Here is a 15312-nt window from a genome sequence, read left to right as displayed (position 1 = left end):
CCCAGGCGGTCACAGCGCGGCGTAGACCAGCGCCGGGTACAGCTCGCACAGCATGCGCAACTGGCCGGGCGCCTGGGTGAGCAGGATGGCAAACAGGTCCTGGGCGGGATCGACGAAAAAGAAGGTGCCGCCCAGCCCGCTCCAGCTGTAGGTGCCTGCCGATCCGGGGCTGGTGGCCAGGCCGTTGGCCTTGCGCACCGCCACGCCCAGCCCAAAGCCGTAGCCCGCGGGCAGGATGTCGCCTGCCGTGGGGATGGTGCCCAGGTGGTCGGCGGTCATGAAATCCACAGTGGCGCGGCTGACCAGGCGGATGGCGCGGCCGTCCGCTTCGCGCAGCATGCCCCGGCCCAGCATGAGCTGCAAAAAGCGCGCGTAGTCCCCCGCAGTAGACACCAGCCCGCCGCCCGCGGATTCAAATTTTGGCGCCGCAGAGACATCGATCAGCGCCACCTCGGCACCGGTCTGCGGATCGCGCGCAAACGGCTCGGCCAGGTCGGGCAGGCGCTGGGGCGGCACCACGAACCCGGTGTCGTGCATGCCCAGGGGTTCCAGGATGCGGCGCTTCAGGATTGCGCCCAGGCTCTCGCCTTCGATGACCTCCAGCACGGCACCCAGCACATCGGTAGCGCGGCTGTATTCCCAGCGGCTGCCGGGCGTGTGCACCAGTGGCAGCGGGCCCAGTGCGGCCACCAGTTCGGCATTGCTGTGGCGCCGCGAGCCCACGCGCGCCGCCCGGTACTGGTCGGGCACGGTGCCCGCCTCCCACGCGTAGCTCAGCCCGGCGGTGTGGCGCAGCAGGTCGTGCACCGTGGCCTCGCGCGTTGCGGGGCGGGTCGTGCCGGTGGCTTCGTCATACACCTTTTGGTTGGCAAATGCGGGCAGGTAGTGCGCTACGGGGTGCGACAGCAGCAGGCGGCCTTCTTCCATGAGCATCAGTGCCGCCAGCGAGGCCACCGGTTTGGTCATGGAATAGATGCGGAACACGGTATCGGGCGCCATGGCGGGCGCGCCTGCCCCGGGCCGCTGGGCCCCCACGGCTTCGTGCAGCACGGTATGGCCCTGGTGGTGCACCAGCGCCACCGCGCCGGGCAGCAGGCCCTGGTCAACATGGGACTGGAGCGCGGTGCGCAGGCGGGCAAAGGCGTGGGGCTGCATGGGTGGTCTCGGAGATGTTTTGAAAACACATCAGCGTAGCAGCGCCGCCGGGGTGGTGGTCGTCACCTGTGCAACAGGCGCAACAGGCGCAACAGGCGCAACAGGCGCAACAGGCGCAACAGGCGCCGGCAACGGAAAGACGGGCCATGCGCCTGTGGGAGCACGCCTACCCGCATTGCAGCGGATGGAGGGTGGACGCGGCAGCACCCGCACCGTAGTCTGTGCGCATGTCCGAACACTCGTTGAAAAAACGCGCCGTGCAGCTTGTGCAACCCGTGTGGAAGCTGCTGCAGCCCTTCTGGCGCGCCACCACGCTCTGGCTGGATGCCGACGGGCTGCGCATGAGTGCTGCCATGTCGTTCTACGGCATGCTCAGTCTGGCGCCCCTGCTGCTGCTTTTGGTGGGGGTGATGGGCTGGTGGATGGACCGCAGCTACCTCGAAAGCAACCTCATTGCCCAGGTGCAGGCCGTCATGGGCCAGCAGGTGGCCGACGTGGTGCGCCAGGCCATGGCCAGTGCGCAGGCGCCCGCCGAAGGGCGACTGGCCTCGGTGGTGGGTTTTGTGGTGCTGGTGTCGGGCGCCACCGGGGTGTTTGTGGAACTGCAGTCGGCGCTGGCGCAGCTGTGGCGGGGCGATGAGCCACCACCCCAGCGGGCCGCCTGGTGGCGCATGGCATCGCTGCGCCTGCGCGGGCTGGGCTATGTGCTGGCGCTGGGTTTTTTGCTGATGGTGTCGCTGGCGATGTCCACCCTGATCAACCTGCTGGCGGGCTGGGCGGGAACGCGCCTGTCGATGGCGCCCCTGGCACCCGTCATGCAGCTGGTCAACGAAGTGGTGGCCTTCGGCTTTGCCGTGGCACTGTTTGTGGGCCTCATGCGCATTGGCGTCGGTGCCAAGCCACCCTCGCGCTGCATCATGGCCGGCGCCGTGGTGGGCGCCACGCTGTTCACCGTGGGCAAGCAGCTGTTGGCCTGGTACCTGTCTACAGCGGCCGTGGTATCGGCCTATGGCGCGGCGGGCTCGCTGGTGGTGCTGCTGATGTGGATCTACTTCTCGTCGGCCGTGCTGCTGTTTTCTGCCAGCTGTGCACGGGCCTTTCAGGAGCTGGGCGCACCGGCCACGGTGCGGCAGCGCCCGCCGGTGGCTCCATAGCGGCCAAGCCCGTTGACACCGCTGTATGCAGGCGACGGCGGTGCCGCCGGGAGATCACTGCTCGGCAAAAGCGCGTTCAATCACGAAGTCGCCCGGCTTCGTGGTGTTGCCTTCCTTGAAACCGCGCTCTTCCATCATGTGCTTGAGGTCGCGCAGCATCTCGGGGCTGCCGCAGATCATCACGCGGTCTTCGGCCGGGTTGAGCGCGGGCAGGCCCAGGTCGCGGGCCAGCTGGCCGTTCTCGATGATCGTGGTGACACGCCCCTGGTGCTTGAAGGGCTCGCGCGTCACGGTCGGGTAGTACTTGAGCTGCTTGGTGACCATCTCGCCCAGGAACTCGTGCTTTGGCAGTTCCTGCGTGATGTAGTCGTGGTACGCCAGTTCCTTCACTTCGCGCACGCCATGCACCAGCACCACCTCTTCAAACCGCTCATAGGTCTCGGGATCGCGGATCACGCTCAGGAACGGGGCCAAGCCCGTGCCGGTGGACAGCATGTACAGGCGCTTGGCTGGCAGCAGGTAATCGATCAGCAGGGTGCCGGTGGGCTTCTTGCCCACCACAATGGTGTCGCCCACCTGGATGTGCTGCAGGCGCGAGGTCAGCGGGCCATCGGGCACCTTGATGGAGAGGAACTCCAGGTGCTCCTCGTAGTTGGGGCTCACGATGCTATAGGCGCGCAGCAGGGGTTTGCCGTTCTCGCCGCGCAGGCCGATCATCGTGAAATGCCCGTTGGAGAAGCGCAGCGCGGTGTCGCGCGTGGTGGTGAAGGAAAAAAGGCGGTCCGTCCAGTGGTGGACAGTCAGGACGCGTTCATCGAGAAAGGCGCTCATGGTGCTTGGATCGGGCAAAAAATGAACAATGGAAAAGGGCTGGCAGGGGCAGCCGCGCCCGGGCGCTGCGCGTGCGGGCGCAAGGCAAGGGGGATGGCCGCCGGTGGACGGCGCAACCCCGTATTGTTCCGCATCTTCCATAACCTGCCGTTATTTGGCGATTGCAGGCCGCCTTGCACAAATCCTGCGGGCCGCCCCGGTGTGCCCTACCATCGCGTCAACCCTCTTTTCTGGAGCTTGCGCATGATGCTGCGACGACCCCGCCTGCTGCAGTCCGCCACTGCAGCCACGATGCTGGCTTTTCTTGTGCCAGTGCACGCCCAGGGCGTGATCAAGATCGGCGAAATCAACAGCTACAAGGCGCAGCCAGCCTTTCTGGAGCCCTACAAGAAAGGCATGGAGCTGGCGGTGGAGGAAATCAATGCCTCGGGCGGGCTGCTGGGCAAGAAGGTCCGGCTCGTCATCCGCGACGACAACGCCAACCCGGGCGACGCCGTGCGCGCCGCCGAAGAGCTGGTGTCGCGCGAAAAGGTCGATGTGCTCACGGGGTCGTTCCTGTCGCACATCGGGCTGGCGCTCACGGACTTTGCCCGCCAGAAGAAATTTTTCTTCCTCGCCAGCGAGCCGCTGACCGACAAGATCGTCTGGCAAAACGGCAACCGCTACACCTACCGCCTGCGCCCCTCCACCTACATGCAGGTGTCGATGGTGGTGCCCGAGGCCGTGGCACTCAAGAAGAAGCGCTGGGCGCTGGTGTACCCCAACTACGAATACGGCCAGTCGGCCGTGGCCACGTTCAAGCAGCTGCTCAAGGCGGCCCAGCCCGATGTGGAATTTGTGACCGAGCAGGCGCCGCCCCTGGGCAAGGTCGATTCCGGCAGCGTGGTGCAGGCCCTGGCCGACGCCAGGCCCGACGCGATCTTCAACGTGCTGTTCGGTGCCGACCTGTCCAAATTCGTGCGCGAGGGCAACACGCGTGGCCTGTTCCAGGGCCGTGAGGTGGTCAGCCTGCTGACCGGAGAGCCCGAATACATGGACCCGCTCAAGGACGAAGCGCCCAACGGCTGGATTGTTACCGGGTACCCTTGGTATGGCATCCAGACGCCCGAGCACAAGACCTTCCACACCGCCTACCAGGCCAGGTTCAAGGACTACCCGCGCCTGGGCTCCGTCGTGGGGTACAGCGCCATCAAGTCGCTGGCCGAAGGCATGAAGAAGGCGGGCTCCACCGACACCGAAAAGCTGGTGGCCGCGTTCAAGGGCCTGCAGGTGTCCACGCCGTTTGGCCCCATCGTGTACCGGCCCGAAGACAACCAGTCCACCATGGGCGGTTATGTGGGCCGTACCAGAAACGAAGGTGGCAAGGGCGTGATGGTGAATTTCCGCTACATCGATGGCGCGAAGGTCCAGCCGTCGAACGACGAAGTCAAAAAAATGCGCGCGGCCGAGTGACATCCGCCTGAGACGCTTCGCGTCTTCCCCCTTCTCTCGCGCTGCGTGCGGGAAGGGGGACGCAGCCCTCGCTGTGGCCGCGCCGGTTTCATGGGCTATGGGCGGTGCGCAGGTTGCGCCGCGGAGACTGAGATGGGTTTTTCGGGTTTTGTCGTTCAGCTGCTCAACGGTCTGGCGGGGGCCTCCTCGCTGTTCCTGGTGGGGGCCGGGTTGTCGCTGATCTTCGGGGTGACGCGCATCGTGAATTTTGCCCATGGCTCGTTCTTCATGGTGGGCATCTATGTGGCCTATTCGCTGGTGGCCCAACTGGGCACGGGCTTGGGCTTCTGGCCCGCGCTGCTGCTTTCGGCCGTGGCCGTGGGCGCGCTGGGGGCAGTGGTGGAGGTGGTGCTGCTGCGCCGCATCTACAAGGCGCCCGAGCTGTTCCAGCTGCTGGCCACGTTTGCGCTGGTGCTGGTCATCAAGGACGCAGCGCTGTGGTTCTGGGGGCCGGAAGAACTGCTGGGCCCGCGCGCACCGGGGCTGTCGGGCTCGGTCAGCATCCTGGGCCGCCAGTTTCCCTCGTATGACCTGTTCCTCATCGTGGTGGGCCCGGTGGTGCTGGGCCTGTTGTGGCTGCTGCTCACCCGCACGCGCTGGGGCACACTGGTGCGCGCCGCCACGCAAGACCGCGAGATGGTCAGCGCGCTGGGCGTGAACCAGGCCTGGCTGTTCACGGCGGTGTTTGCGCTGGGCGCGCTGCTGGCGGGCCTGGGCGGTGCGTTGCAGCTGCCGCGCGAGCCCGCCACGCTGGAGATGGACCTCAACACCATCGGCGCCGCGTTTGTGGTGGTCGTGGTGGGCGGCATGGGCTCCATTCCGGGCGCCTATGTCGCGGCCCTGTTGATCGCCGAAATCAAGGCCATCTGCATCTGGCTGGGCGTGGTGGACATCTTCGGGTTCAGCGTGTCGTTCTCCAAGCTCACGCTGGTGGTGGAGTTTCTGGTGATGGCCGTGGTCCTGGTCTGGCGCCCCTGGGGCCTCATGGGCAAGCCGCAGAGCGTGAGCCGCAACACCGGCCTGCCCGAGGCTCCCCTGCGCCAGCCCGAGCGCTGGTTCAAGCTGGGTGGCGCGGCGTTGGTAGCGGTGCTGGTGGTGCTGCCGTTGCTGACGACGGGCTCGCCCTACCTCACGGTGCTGTTGATCGACCTGCTGATTGCCGCGCTGTTTGCGGCCAGCCTGCACTTCATCATGGGCCCGGCGGGCATGCATTCGTTCGGCCATGCGGCCTACTTTGGCCTGGGCGCCTATGCCGCAGCGCTGCTGGTGCGCTCGGCCGACATCCCCATGGAGCTGGCGCTGGTGCTGGCGCCGCTGGCGGCGGCGGCGGGCGCGCTGCTCTATGGCTGGTTCTGCGTACGCCTGTCGGGCGTCTACCTGGCCATGCTGACGCTGGCGTTTGCCCAGATCACCTGGGCCATCTGCTACCAGTGGGACGGCTTTACGGGCGGCAGCAACGGCCTCACGGGCGTGTGGCCCGCCGATTGGCTGTCAGACAAGCGCAACTACTACTACCTCACGCTGGCCCTGGTGGTGGGCGGTGTGCTGTTGTTGCGCCGCGTATTGTTCTCGCCGTTTGGTTATGCGCTGCGGGCAGGGCGGGACTCGGTGCTGCGCGCCGATGCGATCGGCATTGACGTCAAGCGCATGCAGTGGACGGCTTTCGTGATTGCCGGGCTGTTTGCGGGCCTGGGTGGCGCGCTGTTCGCGTTCTCCAAAGGCAGCATCTCGCCCGAGACACTGCACGTGAGCCGTTCGGTCGATGGCCTCGTCATGGTGCTGCTGGGCGGCATCCAGACGCTGGCAGGCCCTGTGGTGGGCGCCGTCACCTTCACCTGGCTGCACGACACCGTGGCACGCAACACCGACTACTGGCGCGCCATGCTGGGCGCCATCATCCTGATCCTTGTGCTGCTGTTCCCGCAGGGCATTGCAGGCGGCATCCAGCAGCTCTTTGACAACCGGCGCGCAGCGAACAACATGAAGGAGGGCAAGGCATGAGCCTGCTCAAAGTCTCTGGCCTGGGCAAATCCTTTGGCGGCGTCAAGGCGGTGGATGGCATCCACTTCGAGCTGGCTGCCGGCGAGCTGCTGGCGCTGATCGGCCCCAACGGCGCGGGCAAGTCCACCACCTTCAACATGGTCAACGGCCAGCTGCCTGCCGATGCAGGCTCCATCCAGCTCAATGGCCAGGAGCTGGTGGGCCGCAAACCGCGCGACATCTGGCGCATGGGCGTGGGCCGCACATTTCAGATCGCCGAAACCTTTGCATCGCTCACGGTGGTGGAGAACGTGCAGATGGCGCTGATCTCCCACGACAACCGCCTGTTTGCGATGTGGCGCAAGGCGGCAGACCACAAGCGCGACGAAGCCCTGGCGCTGCTCGACCAGGTGGGTATGAAGTCGCAGGCCGACCGCCCCTGCAGCGTGCTGGCCTATGGCGATGTGAAGCGCGTGGAGCTGGCCATCGCCATGGCCAACAGCCCTAAGCTGCTGCTCATGGACGAGCCCACCGCCGGCATGGCGCCCCAGGAGCGCCACGAGCTCATGGCGCTGACCAAGCAGCTGGTGATCGACCGCAACATGGCCGTGCTGTTTACCGAACACAGCATGGACGTGGTGTTTGCCTATGCCGACCGCATGATCGTGCTGGCGCGCGGGCGGCTGATTGCCGAGGGCAAGCCGCTGGAGCTGCGTGACCACCCCAAGGTGCAGGAGGTGTACTTCGGCACCGGCAAGACCTTCGAGAAGAAAACGGCAGCCGCTGCCCCACAGGCCGCATGAGCATGACGACGACAACCAACGAACCCCAACCCTTGCTGCTGCAGGCCAAAGCGCTGCAGGCCTGGTATGGCGCGGCGCAAATCCTGTTTGACGTTCATCTCGACGTGCGCCGCGGCGAGGTCGTGGCCCTGATGGGCCGCAACGGCGCAGGCAAATCCACCACGCTCAAGACGCTGATGGGCCTGCTGTCCAAGCGCAAGGGCAGCATCCAGTTCATGGGCAAAGACCTTTCCAGAACCGACCCGCACGACGCCGCGCGCCTGGGCCTGGGCTTTGTGCCCGAAGACCGCCGCGTGTTCACCGACCTCACGGTGATGGAGAACCTGGAGGTGGGCCGCCAGCCTGCCCGCACCTGGCCCGACGGCACGGCCGCCCCGGTGTGGACGCCCGAGCGCCTGTTCAAGCTCTTCCCCAACCTGGGCGAGATGCGGGAGCGCCCCGGTGGCCGCATGAGTGGCGGCGAGCAGCAGATGCTCACCGTGGCCCGCACGCTCATGGGTAACCCGTTTCTGGTGCTGCTCGACGAGCCCTCCGAAGGCGTGGCCCCGGTGATCGTGGAGCAGATGGCGCAGATGATCCTGGAGCTCAAGGAGCAGGGCGTGAGCATCCTGCTCTCTGAGCAGAACATGCACTTTGCCGAGCTGGTGTCCGACCGCGCCTATGTGCTGGAGCGGGGCCAGATCCGCTACCAGGCCAGCATGGTCGAGCTGTCGGCCAATGAAGAGATACGCAGGGCCTACCTCAGCGTCTGACGTGAAACGCTCTTTGCCTGTGCATGCGGGGCTGATGCCCTGAGGAATTTATGGTGTTTTTGGCGTCTAGCGCTTGATGGGTATGCGCTAGCAGCTATCAAAACAGGAGTTGCGGCGTGCAGTGTGTGTTCAGCACGCTGCACAGGCACCTGCGGTCAGAGGCGGCACGCACCAGAACACCGCGCCAAAGCAGCGCCCCCAAAAAGCACCACCATTGCCCCGCACATCACCGCATTGCACCCGCGCCACGTCGGCACAGTGGCAGGGGGCTTTTTCCACGGGGGACGAGGCCCGCGCGCTGCGGCCTTGCAGCCAAAGCCTGGCCCCAGCCATCCCGCAAGGAGAACACCATGTCCCAGAGCGAAACGGATATCCATTTGATCGTGCTGCGCCTGCTGCGCGAGGGCTATGCCGCGCTGAGCGCAGCCCAACGCAGGGTGGTCGATTCCCTCATGGCGGTGTGCTGAGGCGCTTGGCGGCGGCGTTGCGGCCGCCTTGCCGGCCCGTCAGAACGTGATCTTCACCGACGGGGCGCTGCGCTGCGCCTCGCCGTGGTACACGGCCTCGATGTTGTTCCCATCCGGGTCCAGCACAAACGCCGCGTAGTAGCCGGGGTGGCAAGAGCCTGTTCAAAGTTTTTTTGGAGATCGCATTGGAGTGCAATCGGGATGAGAGGATGCTTCGGGTGCGCTGTATGGGCTCGTGCCCATGCAAGCAGCCGGGGCGTCCAATCGCCCGATTTCACTCCAACCCTTCGGGCAAGTGCCTTGCCGGGCGGTCTGTGGCGTTGCGGCGCTTGCCGATAGCACGGGCTATCGGCGGCGCACCGCGCCTTGCATTCCATCCCGGCAAGGTACTTGTGCGACTCCAAAAAGACTTTGAACAGGCTCTTCGCTCGCCGGGCGCGCCGTTATCAGTGCCGCCGTGGGCCAGCGCGGCCTGGTAGAAGGCGTCCACCATCGCCCGGTCCTGCGCCTGAAAGGCCAGGTGCGTGCGGCCCGTCAGCTGGCCTTGCGCGGCAAGGCTGTCGGCGGACGACACAAACAGCTCGTCCGCCCAGAAATAGCCCTCGTCGGCGCCACCCATCGGCACCTTCAGCGCCCCCAGCGCGGCTGTGTAAAACGCCTGGCTGGCCGCCAGATCGCGCACCACGAGCTGTATGTGGTCAATCAGGCGGCCCCGGTGCAGTTCCTGTGTTTCCATGCCTTGTCCCTTCTTCAAGAAAGTGCGTGCAGACCCACGCGGTTGCCATCCAGATCGTGGATGTGCGCATAAAACCCCATGCCCGGCGGCAGCGCCTGGCGGGGCAAGGCCACACGGCCTCCGTGCGCCACCACACGCTCCAGTGCGGCGTCGAGTGAGGGCGATGCGTCCAGGTACACCAGTGTGCCGCTGCCCGATACCTGCGGTGCCGTCGGGCCCATCATCAACGCGCCGCCCACGCCGTCTGCAGCGCCGTCGTAGGGAAACACGGCACCTTCGCTGGGCCCCATGTTCTCGCGGCGCATGGGTTGGCCCAGCACGGCCTCGTAAAAGGCCTGGGCGCGGTCGAGTTGGGTGGTGGGGATTTCAAACCAGGTGATGGCGTTTTTCATGCGAAGGCTCCTTATGTGTGCCAAGTCAAAAAAGAAGCCTTGATGGTCGCGGCGGCCTGCTGACAGCGCAGTGTCAGCAGCGTGTCACGGGGCTCACGTGCTGCGGCCCGGGCTCGATGCCGCAACCTGCGCGCGAAAGCTGCGGGGCGACAAGCCTGCATCGCGGGTGAATGCGCGGGTGAAGTACGCCGGGTCGGCATAGCCCAGCGTGTAGGCAATGGTGGCCACGCCAAGGTGCGTGTAAGCCAGGTTGCGCCGCGCCTCCCGCATCAGCCGCGCCTCAATCAGCCGCTGGGCCGACACGCCCGTGGTTGCACGCGCCACGCGGCTCAGGTGCGTGGGCGACACGGCCAGCGCCCGCGCGTAGTCCGCCACCTGCCAGTGCTCCAGAAAATGCGCCTCGATCAGCGCCTCCAGCCGCTGCACCAGGCTGGACTCTGGCGCTGCCGCGTCGCCCGGGCTGTGGTCTTCCATCGCGCGCGCCACCCAGCCCAGCAGCGTGGCGCTCAGGCCGCGCAGCACCAGCGCACGCGCCTTGGCCCGGCCCGAGAACTCCTGCCAGACCTGGGCCATAGCCTGGTGCAGCTCCGGCGGCGCAGGCGCCACGGCAGGCCGCGCCAGGTCGCGCCGCACATCGCCCACGCGCACAAAAATCTCGTCCATCAATTCATCGGCCAGCGTGGCCACCCAGCCCTCGGTGTGCTGCGTAAAGCGGAACGCATGCACATGCCCCTGCGGTACGTTGATGAGCATGCCGGGGCGCAGCACATGCCGCTCGCCATCCAGATGCGCAACACCGCCGCCCGCGGTGATCAGCAGCACCTGGTGCAGCCGCGTGTGCCGGTGCGGCGCCAGCTCCCAGTCGTGCAGCGCCGATCGCTCGGCAATCGTCTCGCAGTGCAGCACATCGGGCAGGTGCTGCGACTCGCCAAACAGGCTGTACGAGCGAATGCCGTCGATGTTCGAAAAGTGCATGTTCTGGCTCCATCCGTCCATTCAAGCCGGCGACTGTGCCACGTATCTTTGCGGGGCTGTTTTGATCAATGTCATGAACCACCATCCCCCGGAGACATCCATGAAAACCCAGGTTTGCATCATCGGCGGAGGCCCCTCGGGCCTCATGCTCTCGCAGCTCTTGCACCTCAAGGGCATTGAAACCATCGTGCTGGAGCGCCAAAGCCGTGAATACGTGCTGGGCCGCATCCGTGCCGGCGTGCTGGAGCACGGCTTTGCTGCGCTCATGCGCGAGGCCCATTGCGGCGAGCGCATGGACCGCGAAGGCGAGATCCACGACGGCTTCATCATCGCCCACGACGGCAAGATGGACCGGGTCGATTTGCACAAGTACAGCGGCGGCAGCTCGGTGGTGGTCTACGGCCAGACCGAGCTGACGCGCGACCTGTACGAAGCGCGCGACCGCATGAAGGGCATCGTCATCCACAACGCCGAAGACGTGCAGCCGCACGACCTCAAAAGCGCCAACCCGTATGTGACCTACCGCAGTGGCGACGAGGTGGTGCGCATCGACTGCGACTTCGTCATCGGCGCCGACGGCTTCCACGGCGTGAGCCGCAAGTCCATCCCGCGCGACGTGCTCAAGGAATACGAAAAGGTCTACCCCTTCGGCTGGCTGGGCGTACTCTCGCGGACCAAGCCCGTCTCGCCCGAGCTGATCTACGCCAAGCACAAACGCGGCTTTGCGCTGTGCTCGCTGCGCTCGCAAGTGCTGAGCCGCTACTACATCCAGGTGCCGCTGACCGACACGGTGGAAGACTGGTCCGACGAAGCCTTCTGGGCCGAGCTCACGCGCCGCCTGCCCGCCGAGGTGGCCGACAAGCTGATTACGGGTGCATCCATCGAAAAGTCCATCGCCCCCCTGCGCTCCTTTGTGGCCGAGCCCATGCGCTATGGCAACCTGTTCCTGGCGGGCGACGCCGCCCACATCGTGCCGCCCACCGGCGCACGGGGCTTGAACAGCGCCGCATCCGACATCTACTACCTGTACCACGCCATGCTGGCCCACTACCAAAATGGTGACAGCACCGGCCTCGACAGATACTCCGAAAAGGCCCTGGCCCGCGTGTGGAAGGCCCAGCGCTTCTCGTGGTGGATGACGACCATGCTGCACACCTTCCCGGATTCCATCGCGTACGACCAGAAGCTGCAGGACACGGACCTGGCGTACCTGTTCTCGTCCGAGAAGGCGCTGGGGTCGCTGGCAGAGAACTATGTGGGGTTGCCGTTTTGACACTCCGGTGGCGCGCATGGGTGTGTCGCCTGCTGGGGTGATGGCGCTGTTAAGTGCCTGGTAGAAACGCATCGAAAAATCAAAGGCTTGCAGGGGATTCACCCTTGCAAGCCTTTCTATTTGCCGGTATCGCTCCTGCGAGCACTTTGTGTACTCAGCGCACCATAGGCCCATCGAACAGGATTGCATGAGTCCATTCGTTATGGCGGGGGTTGTGTACCGCAATTCGACGAACCTGCTTGGCTGCTTGAGGCTGGTCGCGGACATGCGGTGCCTGTAAACGAATGAGGACTGTCAGCACCATTGCTTCGGTCACGAACATCCAGTGCGATGCGCATCGTGACACCTAGTCGTCTTCGGGCATGTTGTCAAAACCCATGGGCGGCTCCCAGCACGCCACTCATCCCAAACCGGTATAGGGCGAAGACTTTTTGACGTTCGGCGCAATGCTCTGGGACAGACCTCGCAGCTAAAAAGCCCCCCAGTAGGGTTTGCTCTGCGCAAGTCGTGACAAGAGACTGCAGCCATGAACTTCAAGCCATTCATCCGTACCCTGCTCCGCATCGCAAAGGCCTTGTCGAAGGGGTTCCTCGTGTCTTTGCTCATCGGATTCGTCATGGTGACGACGGCCCAGCTTCTGGGGCGGGAGACGGAGTTCTCACTGTCACTGTTTCACGGATTGAGCTTCAAGTCTCAACCGCTACAACTTTCTGACCGGGTGGCCCAGGCGGATAAGCCTGTGCCCGCGTGTGCACATTCGGATCCTGGGGTAGTGAATTGCGCCCGAGCGGAAGATGTCAAGCCCCGGCGGCAATAGAAACTTATGTTTCGATTTTTGAGTCGTAACTGGAAATTTGGTAAAAATATCAACGATCATTTCGTTTTCTTGTATTCACTCCATCTGCGGCATAAAATCGAAATCAAAGCTTCGATTTATGAAAAGAATCCCCATTCAAAGCGTTGCGGCCTTTGGCCAGGTGGTGCGCGCTGTGCGCAAGGCCGGTGGTGTGCGCCAAGACGACGTGGCGGGCAGCGTGGGTGTCAGCCACGTTTACTTGCGCGACCTGGAGCACGGCAAAGAGACGGCGCAGATGGGCCGCGCGCTGCAGGTGCTGGCCGAGCTGGGGATCCGCATGGAACTGGAGATCCCGGACGAAGCCTTTGAGAGATTGCAAAGCGACGCCGTACGACTCGCCGCCAAGAAGACCGCCTTTGAACAACAGGCTCAGCAGTCGCAGGAACTGATGCGTGCCGCAATCAAGCGTAAGAGCGAAGAAGAGGACGGCAACCCATGAGCCAGCGACAGTTGCAAGTCCAGATCAACGGTCAGCTGATTGGCTCGCTGTTTGACCAGAACAACGTGTGGGGATTTCAATACGCTGAAAGCTGGCTGCAGCAGCCCAAGCCCTTCGCGCTGTCTCCGGCGCTGCCCCTCGGCCCCGAGGTTTTGCTGGACGGCGCCACGGTGCGGCCTGTCCAATGGTTTTTCGACAACCTGTTGCCCGAGGAACGGCTGCGCGAGGTCATCGGCAAAGAAGAGGGTGTTGAGGCAGCCGACGCATTTGGCTTGCTGGAGCGGCTGGGGTCGGAGTCGGCAGGCGCCCTGGTGCTGCAGCCGCCGGGAGCCCCCGATGCGCCCCAGGGGGCTGTAGAGCTGACCCGAGAGGCGTTGTCTGCACGCATCCGCAACTTGCCAAGGGCGTCCCTCACCCACCAGGCCCCCAAGCGCATGTCGCTGGCCGGGGCTCAGCACAAGATGGTGGTGGTTTTTGACCCGGGCACCGGCCAGCTGATGGAGCCCCTGAAAGGCAGCCCATCCACCCACATCCTCAAGCCCAACTCCACCGCCGATGGATTCCCCCATTCCGTGGTGAATGAGCTTTTTACGATGCACCTGGCAGGTGCCTTGGGGCTCAAGGTGCCGAAGGTATCGCGCCTGTATGTCCCGGAGCCGGTTTACATCATTGAGCGCTTCGACCGTAAGACGACATCAGGCGGGGAGATACAGCGTGTTCACGCGCTTGATGGCTGTCAGTCCCTCAACGAAATGGCTTACGCCAAGTACCGTAGCGCTACCTTCGACAAGCTGCTGCAGCTGATTGAACTGTGCCGCAACAGGGCCGCTGCGCGCCTGGACGTGTTTCGCTGGATCATGTTCAACACGCTCGTTGGCAACTCCGACTGCCACCTCAAAAACATCTCGTTCTTGATCGACGACGAGGGCACGCGCGTTGCGCCCTTCTACGACCTGCTGTGCACTGCCGTGTACCACACCAAATCCATGGCCAATGAGCAGGCTGTGTGGCCTGACGAAAAGCTGGCCATGCCCATCGTGGGGGCCCATTTCTTCAGCGGCGTGACCCGCCCCAGGCTGATCGAAACAGGCGTCGCCCTGAAGCTCGGCAAGAAAACCGCTGAGCGGGAGATCAATACCATGGCGGGCAAGCTCGCCCAGGCCGCTGACAGCGTCATCCAGGCCATGGAGGCCGAACACGACAACTCGCCGCAAATGGGGCAAGCCCCGGCGGCCACGCGAGGCGCTGAAGCGCACCTGCTGAGGGCCATTCGGCATGTGGTCATCAAGGACATGCTCGCCTTGGTGCGCTGATCGGCAGGCAGTCGCTCTGCACAGCGAACTCCATCTGCTACGGAAAATTTAGGCAGAACTGATGCTTACGCCCGCACGGCAGGCCCGATAGCATAGCGCCAAGTTTTCAGATCATTTGCCCAATGTGTCGATGTGAGATTCGACGATGGCTTGAACACGATGAAGCTGCCGACGCAGCGTTTTGAGGCCGCGCACTTCACCCGCGATAGTGCCAACCAACAGCCAGGAAAATCTCAAAGATGGATTGGGTCCCGATAGTCTTCATTGTGTTCAAGGCGGCCGTGTTCGGCACCGGCATGTTCTTCGCCATCAAGTGGCACTACGACCAGGGGAAGAAGGCGAAAGAAGAAGCCAGCAGATCGCCAGTGCTGGCTGAACGCACACCGGGCGCATCGGAGTAGGTGGCTGGATTTCCTGCGACAGCCTGCGGACCATCAGACTTCTACCTACCTGTATCGCGCTATGGTGGCCTGCTATCAAAGCGGCGACAGCACAGCGGCCTGGAGCGGTTGGCGGATTAGCTGGCGGGCAGCTTGCTGTTGACCACCTTGGCCCTCGCGCTGCGAGCCTTCGCCGTTACGCCGTTACGCCGTTGGACACCTTGCATTGTTCCACCCAAGCCACCAGCGGGGCCAGCATGTCGAACTGGTCGGTGGCGGGGCCGCCGGAACAGCGGTTCATGCCGGGCACCAGGA

At 64.5% G+C, this 15312-nt stretch carries 16 protein-coding genes; 10 read left to right on the top strand and 6 right to left on the bottom strand.

Going from position 1 to position 15312, the window contains the following annotated elements; genetic code table 11:
* Positions 1 to 9: 9 nt before the first annotated feature.
* On the bottom strand, positions 10 to 1155 hold the full coding sequence (locus KYG_RS04755; protein ID WP_008903704.1) for a serine hydrolase: 1146 nt from the start codon (positions 1153 to 1155) through the stop codon (positions 10 to 12).
* Between the two features lie 227 nt (positions 1156 to 1382).
* Between KYG_RS04755 and KYG_RS04750 the strand changes: the two genes are divergently transcribed.
* Positions 1383 to 2309 (top strand): YihY/virulence factor BrkB family protein, encoded by a 927-nt coding sequence (locus KYG_RS04750; protein ID WP_008903703.1) that lies wholly within the window; start codon positions 1383 to 1385, stop codon positions 2307 to 2309.
* A gap of 54 nt (positions 2310 to 2363) precedes the next feature.
* On the opposite strand, the gene KYG_RS04745 is transcribed toward KYG_RS04750, so the two are convergent.
* Positions 2364 to 3140, bottom strand: a complete 777-nt coding sequence (locus KYG_RS04745; protein WP_008903702.1) for a ferredoxin--NADP reductase — start codon at positions 3138 to 3140, stop codon at positions 2364 to 2366.
* Positions 3141 to 3383: 243 nt separating this feature from the next.
* On the opposite strand from KYG_RS04745, the gene KYG_RS04740 reads away from it, so the two are divergent.
* The 4 genes from KYG_RS04740 to KYG_RS04725 all read left to right on the top strand — a co-directional run bounded on the left by KYG_RS04740 (position 3384) and on the right by KYG_RS04725 (position 8166).
* The gene (locus KYG_RS04740; protein ID WP_008903701.1) at positions 3384 to 4592 is read left to right on the top strand and encodes an ABC transporter substrate-binding protein; all 1209 of its coding nucleotides are present in this window, start codon (positions 3384 to 3386) and stop codon (positions 4590 to 4592) included.
* 132 nt (positions 4593 to 4724) lie between these two features.
* Entirely contained in the window at positions 4725 to 6632 is a 1908-nt protein-coding gene (locus KYG_RS04735) for an ABC transporter permease (RefSeq protein WP_008903700.1), read from the top strand.
* A complete protein-coding gene (locus tag KYG_RS04730; RefSeq protein WP_008903699.1) occupies positions 6629 to 7414 on the top strand; it encodes an ABC transporter ATP-binding protein in 786 nt (261 codons plus the stop codon). Before KYG_RS04735 ends, KYG_RS04730 begins: the two co-directional genes overlap by 4 nt.
* Before the next feature lie 2 nt (positions 7415 to 7416).
* Positions 7417 to 8166 (top strand): ABC transporter ATP-binding protein, encoded by a 750-nt coding sequence (locus tag KYG_RS04725; protein WP_008903698.1) that lies wholly within the window; start codon positions 7417 to 7419, stop codon positions 8164 to 8166.
* A gap of 741 nt (positions 8167 to 8907) precedes the next feature.
* On the opposite strand, the gene KYG_RS04715 is transcribed toward KYG_RS04725, so the two are convergent.
* From KYG_RS04715 to KYG_RS04705, 3 genes are all read right to left on the bottom strand, one after another.
* A complete protein-coding gene (locus KYG_RS04715) occupies positions 8908 to 9369 on the bottom strand; it encodes a VOC family protein (protein ID WP_008903695.1) in 462 nt (153 codons plus the stop codon).
* A gap of 14 nt (positions 9370 to 9383) precedes the next feature.
* Positions 9384 to 9761: a VOC family protein gene (locus KYG_RS04710; RefSeq protein WP_008903694.1), complete on the bottom strand. Its 378-nt coding sequence runs from the start codon at positions 9759 to 9761 to the stop codon at positions 9384 to 9386.
* Positions 9762 to 9854: 93 nt separating this feature from the next.
* Positions 9855 to 10736, bottom strand: coding sequence for a helix-turn-helix domain-containing protein (locus KYG_RS04705; RefSeq protein ID WP_008903693.1), 882 nt, complete (start codon positions 10734 to 10736; stop codon positions 9855 to 9857).
* 100 nt (positions 10737 to 10836) lie between these two features.
* Here KYG_RS04705 and pobA point away from each other — a divergent pair, with 100 nt between their 5' ends.
* From pobA to KYG_RS24815, 5 genes are all read left to right on the top strand, one after another.
* On the top strand, positions 10837 to 12009 hold the full coding sequence (pobA, locus tag KYG_RS04700; protein ID WP_008903692.1) for a 4-hydroxybenzoate 3-monooxygenase: 1173 nt from the start codon (positions 10837 to 10839) through the stop codon (positions 12007 to 12009).
* A 526-nt stretch (positions 12010 to 12535) separates the two neighbouring features.
* A complete protein-coding gene (locus KYG_RS04695; protein WP_008903691.1) occupies positions 12536 to 12826 on the top strand; it encodes a hypothetical protein in 291 nt (96 codons plus the stop codon).
* Between the two features lie 118 nt (positions 12827 to 12944).
* The gene (locus KYG_RS23595; RefSeq protein ID WP_008903690.1) at positions 12945 to 13304 is read left to right on the top strand and encodes a helix-turn-helix domain-containing protein; all 360 of its coding nucleotides are present in this window, start codon (positions 12945 to 12947) and stop codon (positions 13302 to 13304) included.
* Positions 13301 to 14617 carry a HipA domain-containing protein gene (locus KYG_RS04685; protein WP_008903689.1) on the top strand — a complete coding sequence of 439 codons (1317 nt, stop codon included), beginning with the start codon at positions 13301 to 13303 and terminating at the stop codon, positions 14615 to 14617. Before KYG_RS23595 ends, KYG_RS04685 begins: the two co-directional genes overlap by 4 nt.
* 239 nt (positions 14618 to 14856) lie before the next feature.
* The gene (locus KYG_RS24815; protein ID WP_008903688.1) at positions 14857 to 15018 is read left to right on the top strand and encodes a hypothetical protein; all 162 of its coding nucleotides are present in this window, start codon (positions 14857 to 14859) and stop codon (positions 15016 to 15018) included.
* A 175-nt stretch (positions 15019 to 15193) separates the two neighbouring features.
* Here KYG_RS24815 and KYG_RS25455 read toward each other — a convergent pair whose 3' ends face one another.
* On the bottom strand, positions 15194 to 15298 hold the full coding sequence (locus tag KYG_RS25455) for a tannase/feruloyl esterase family alpha/beta hydrolase (RefSeq protein WP_008903687.1): 105 nt from the start codon (positions 15296 to 15298) through the stop codon (positions 15194 to 15196).
* Positions 15299 to 15312: the final 14 nt, after the last annotated feature.

This window comes from Acidovorax sp. NO-1 (genome assembly GCF_000238595.1).
In the GTDB taxonomy this organism is placed as follows: domain Bacteria; phylum Pseudomonadota; class Gammaproteobacteria; order Burkholderiales; family Burkholderiaceae_C; genus Acidovorax.
Note: the sequence above shows the minus strand (reverse complement) of the source record. Positions and strands in the feature narration are given on the sequence as shown.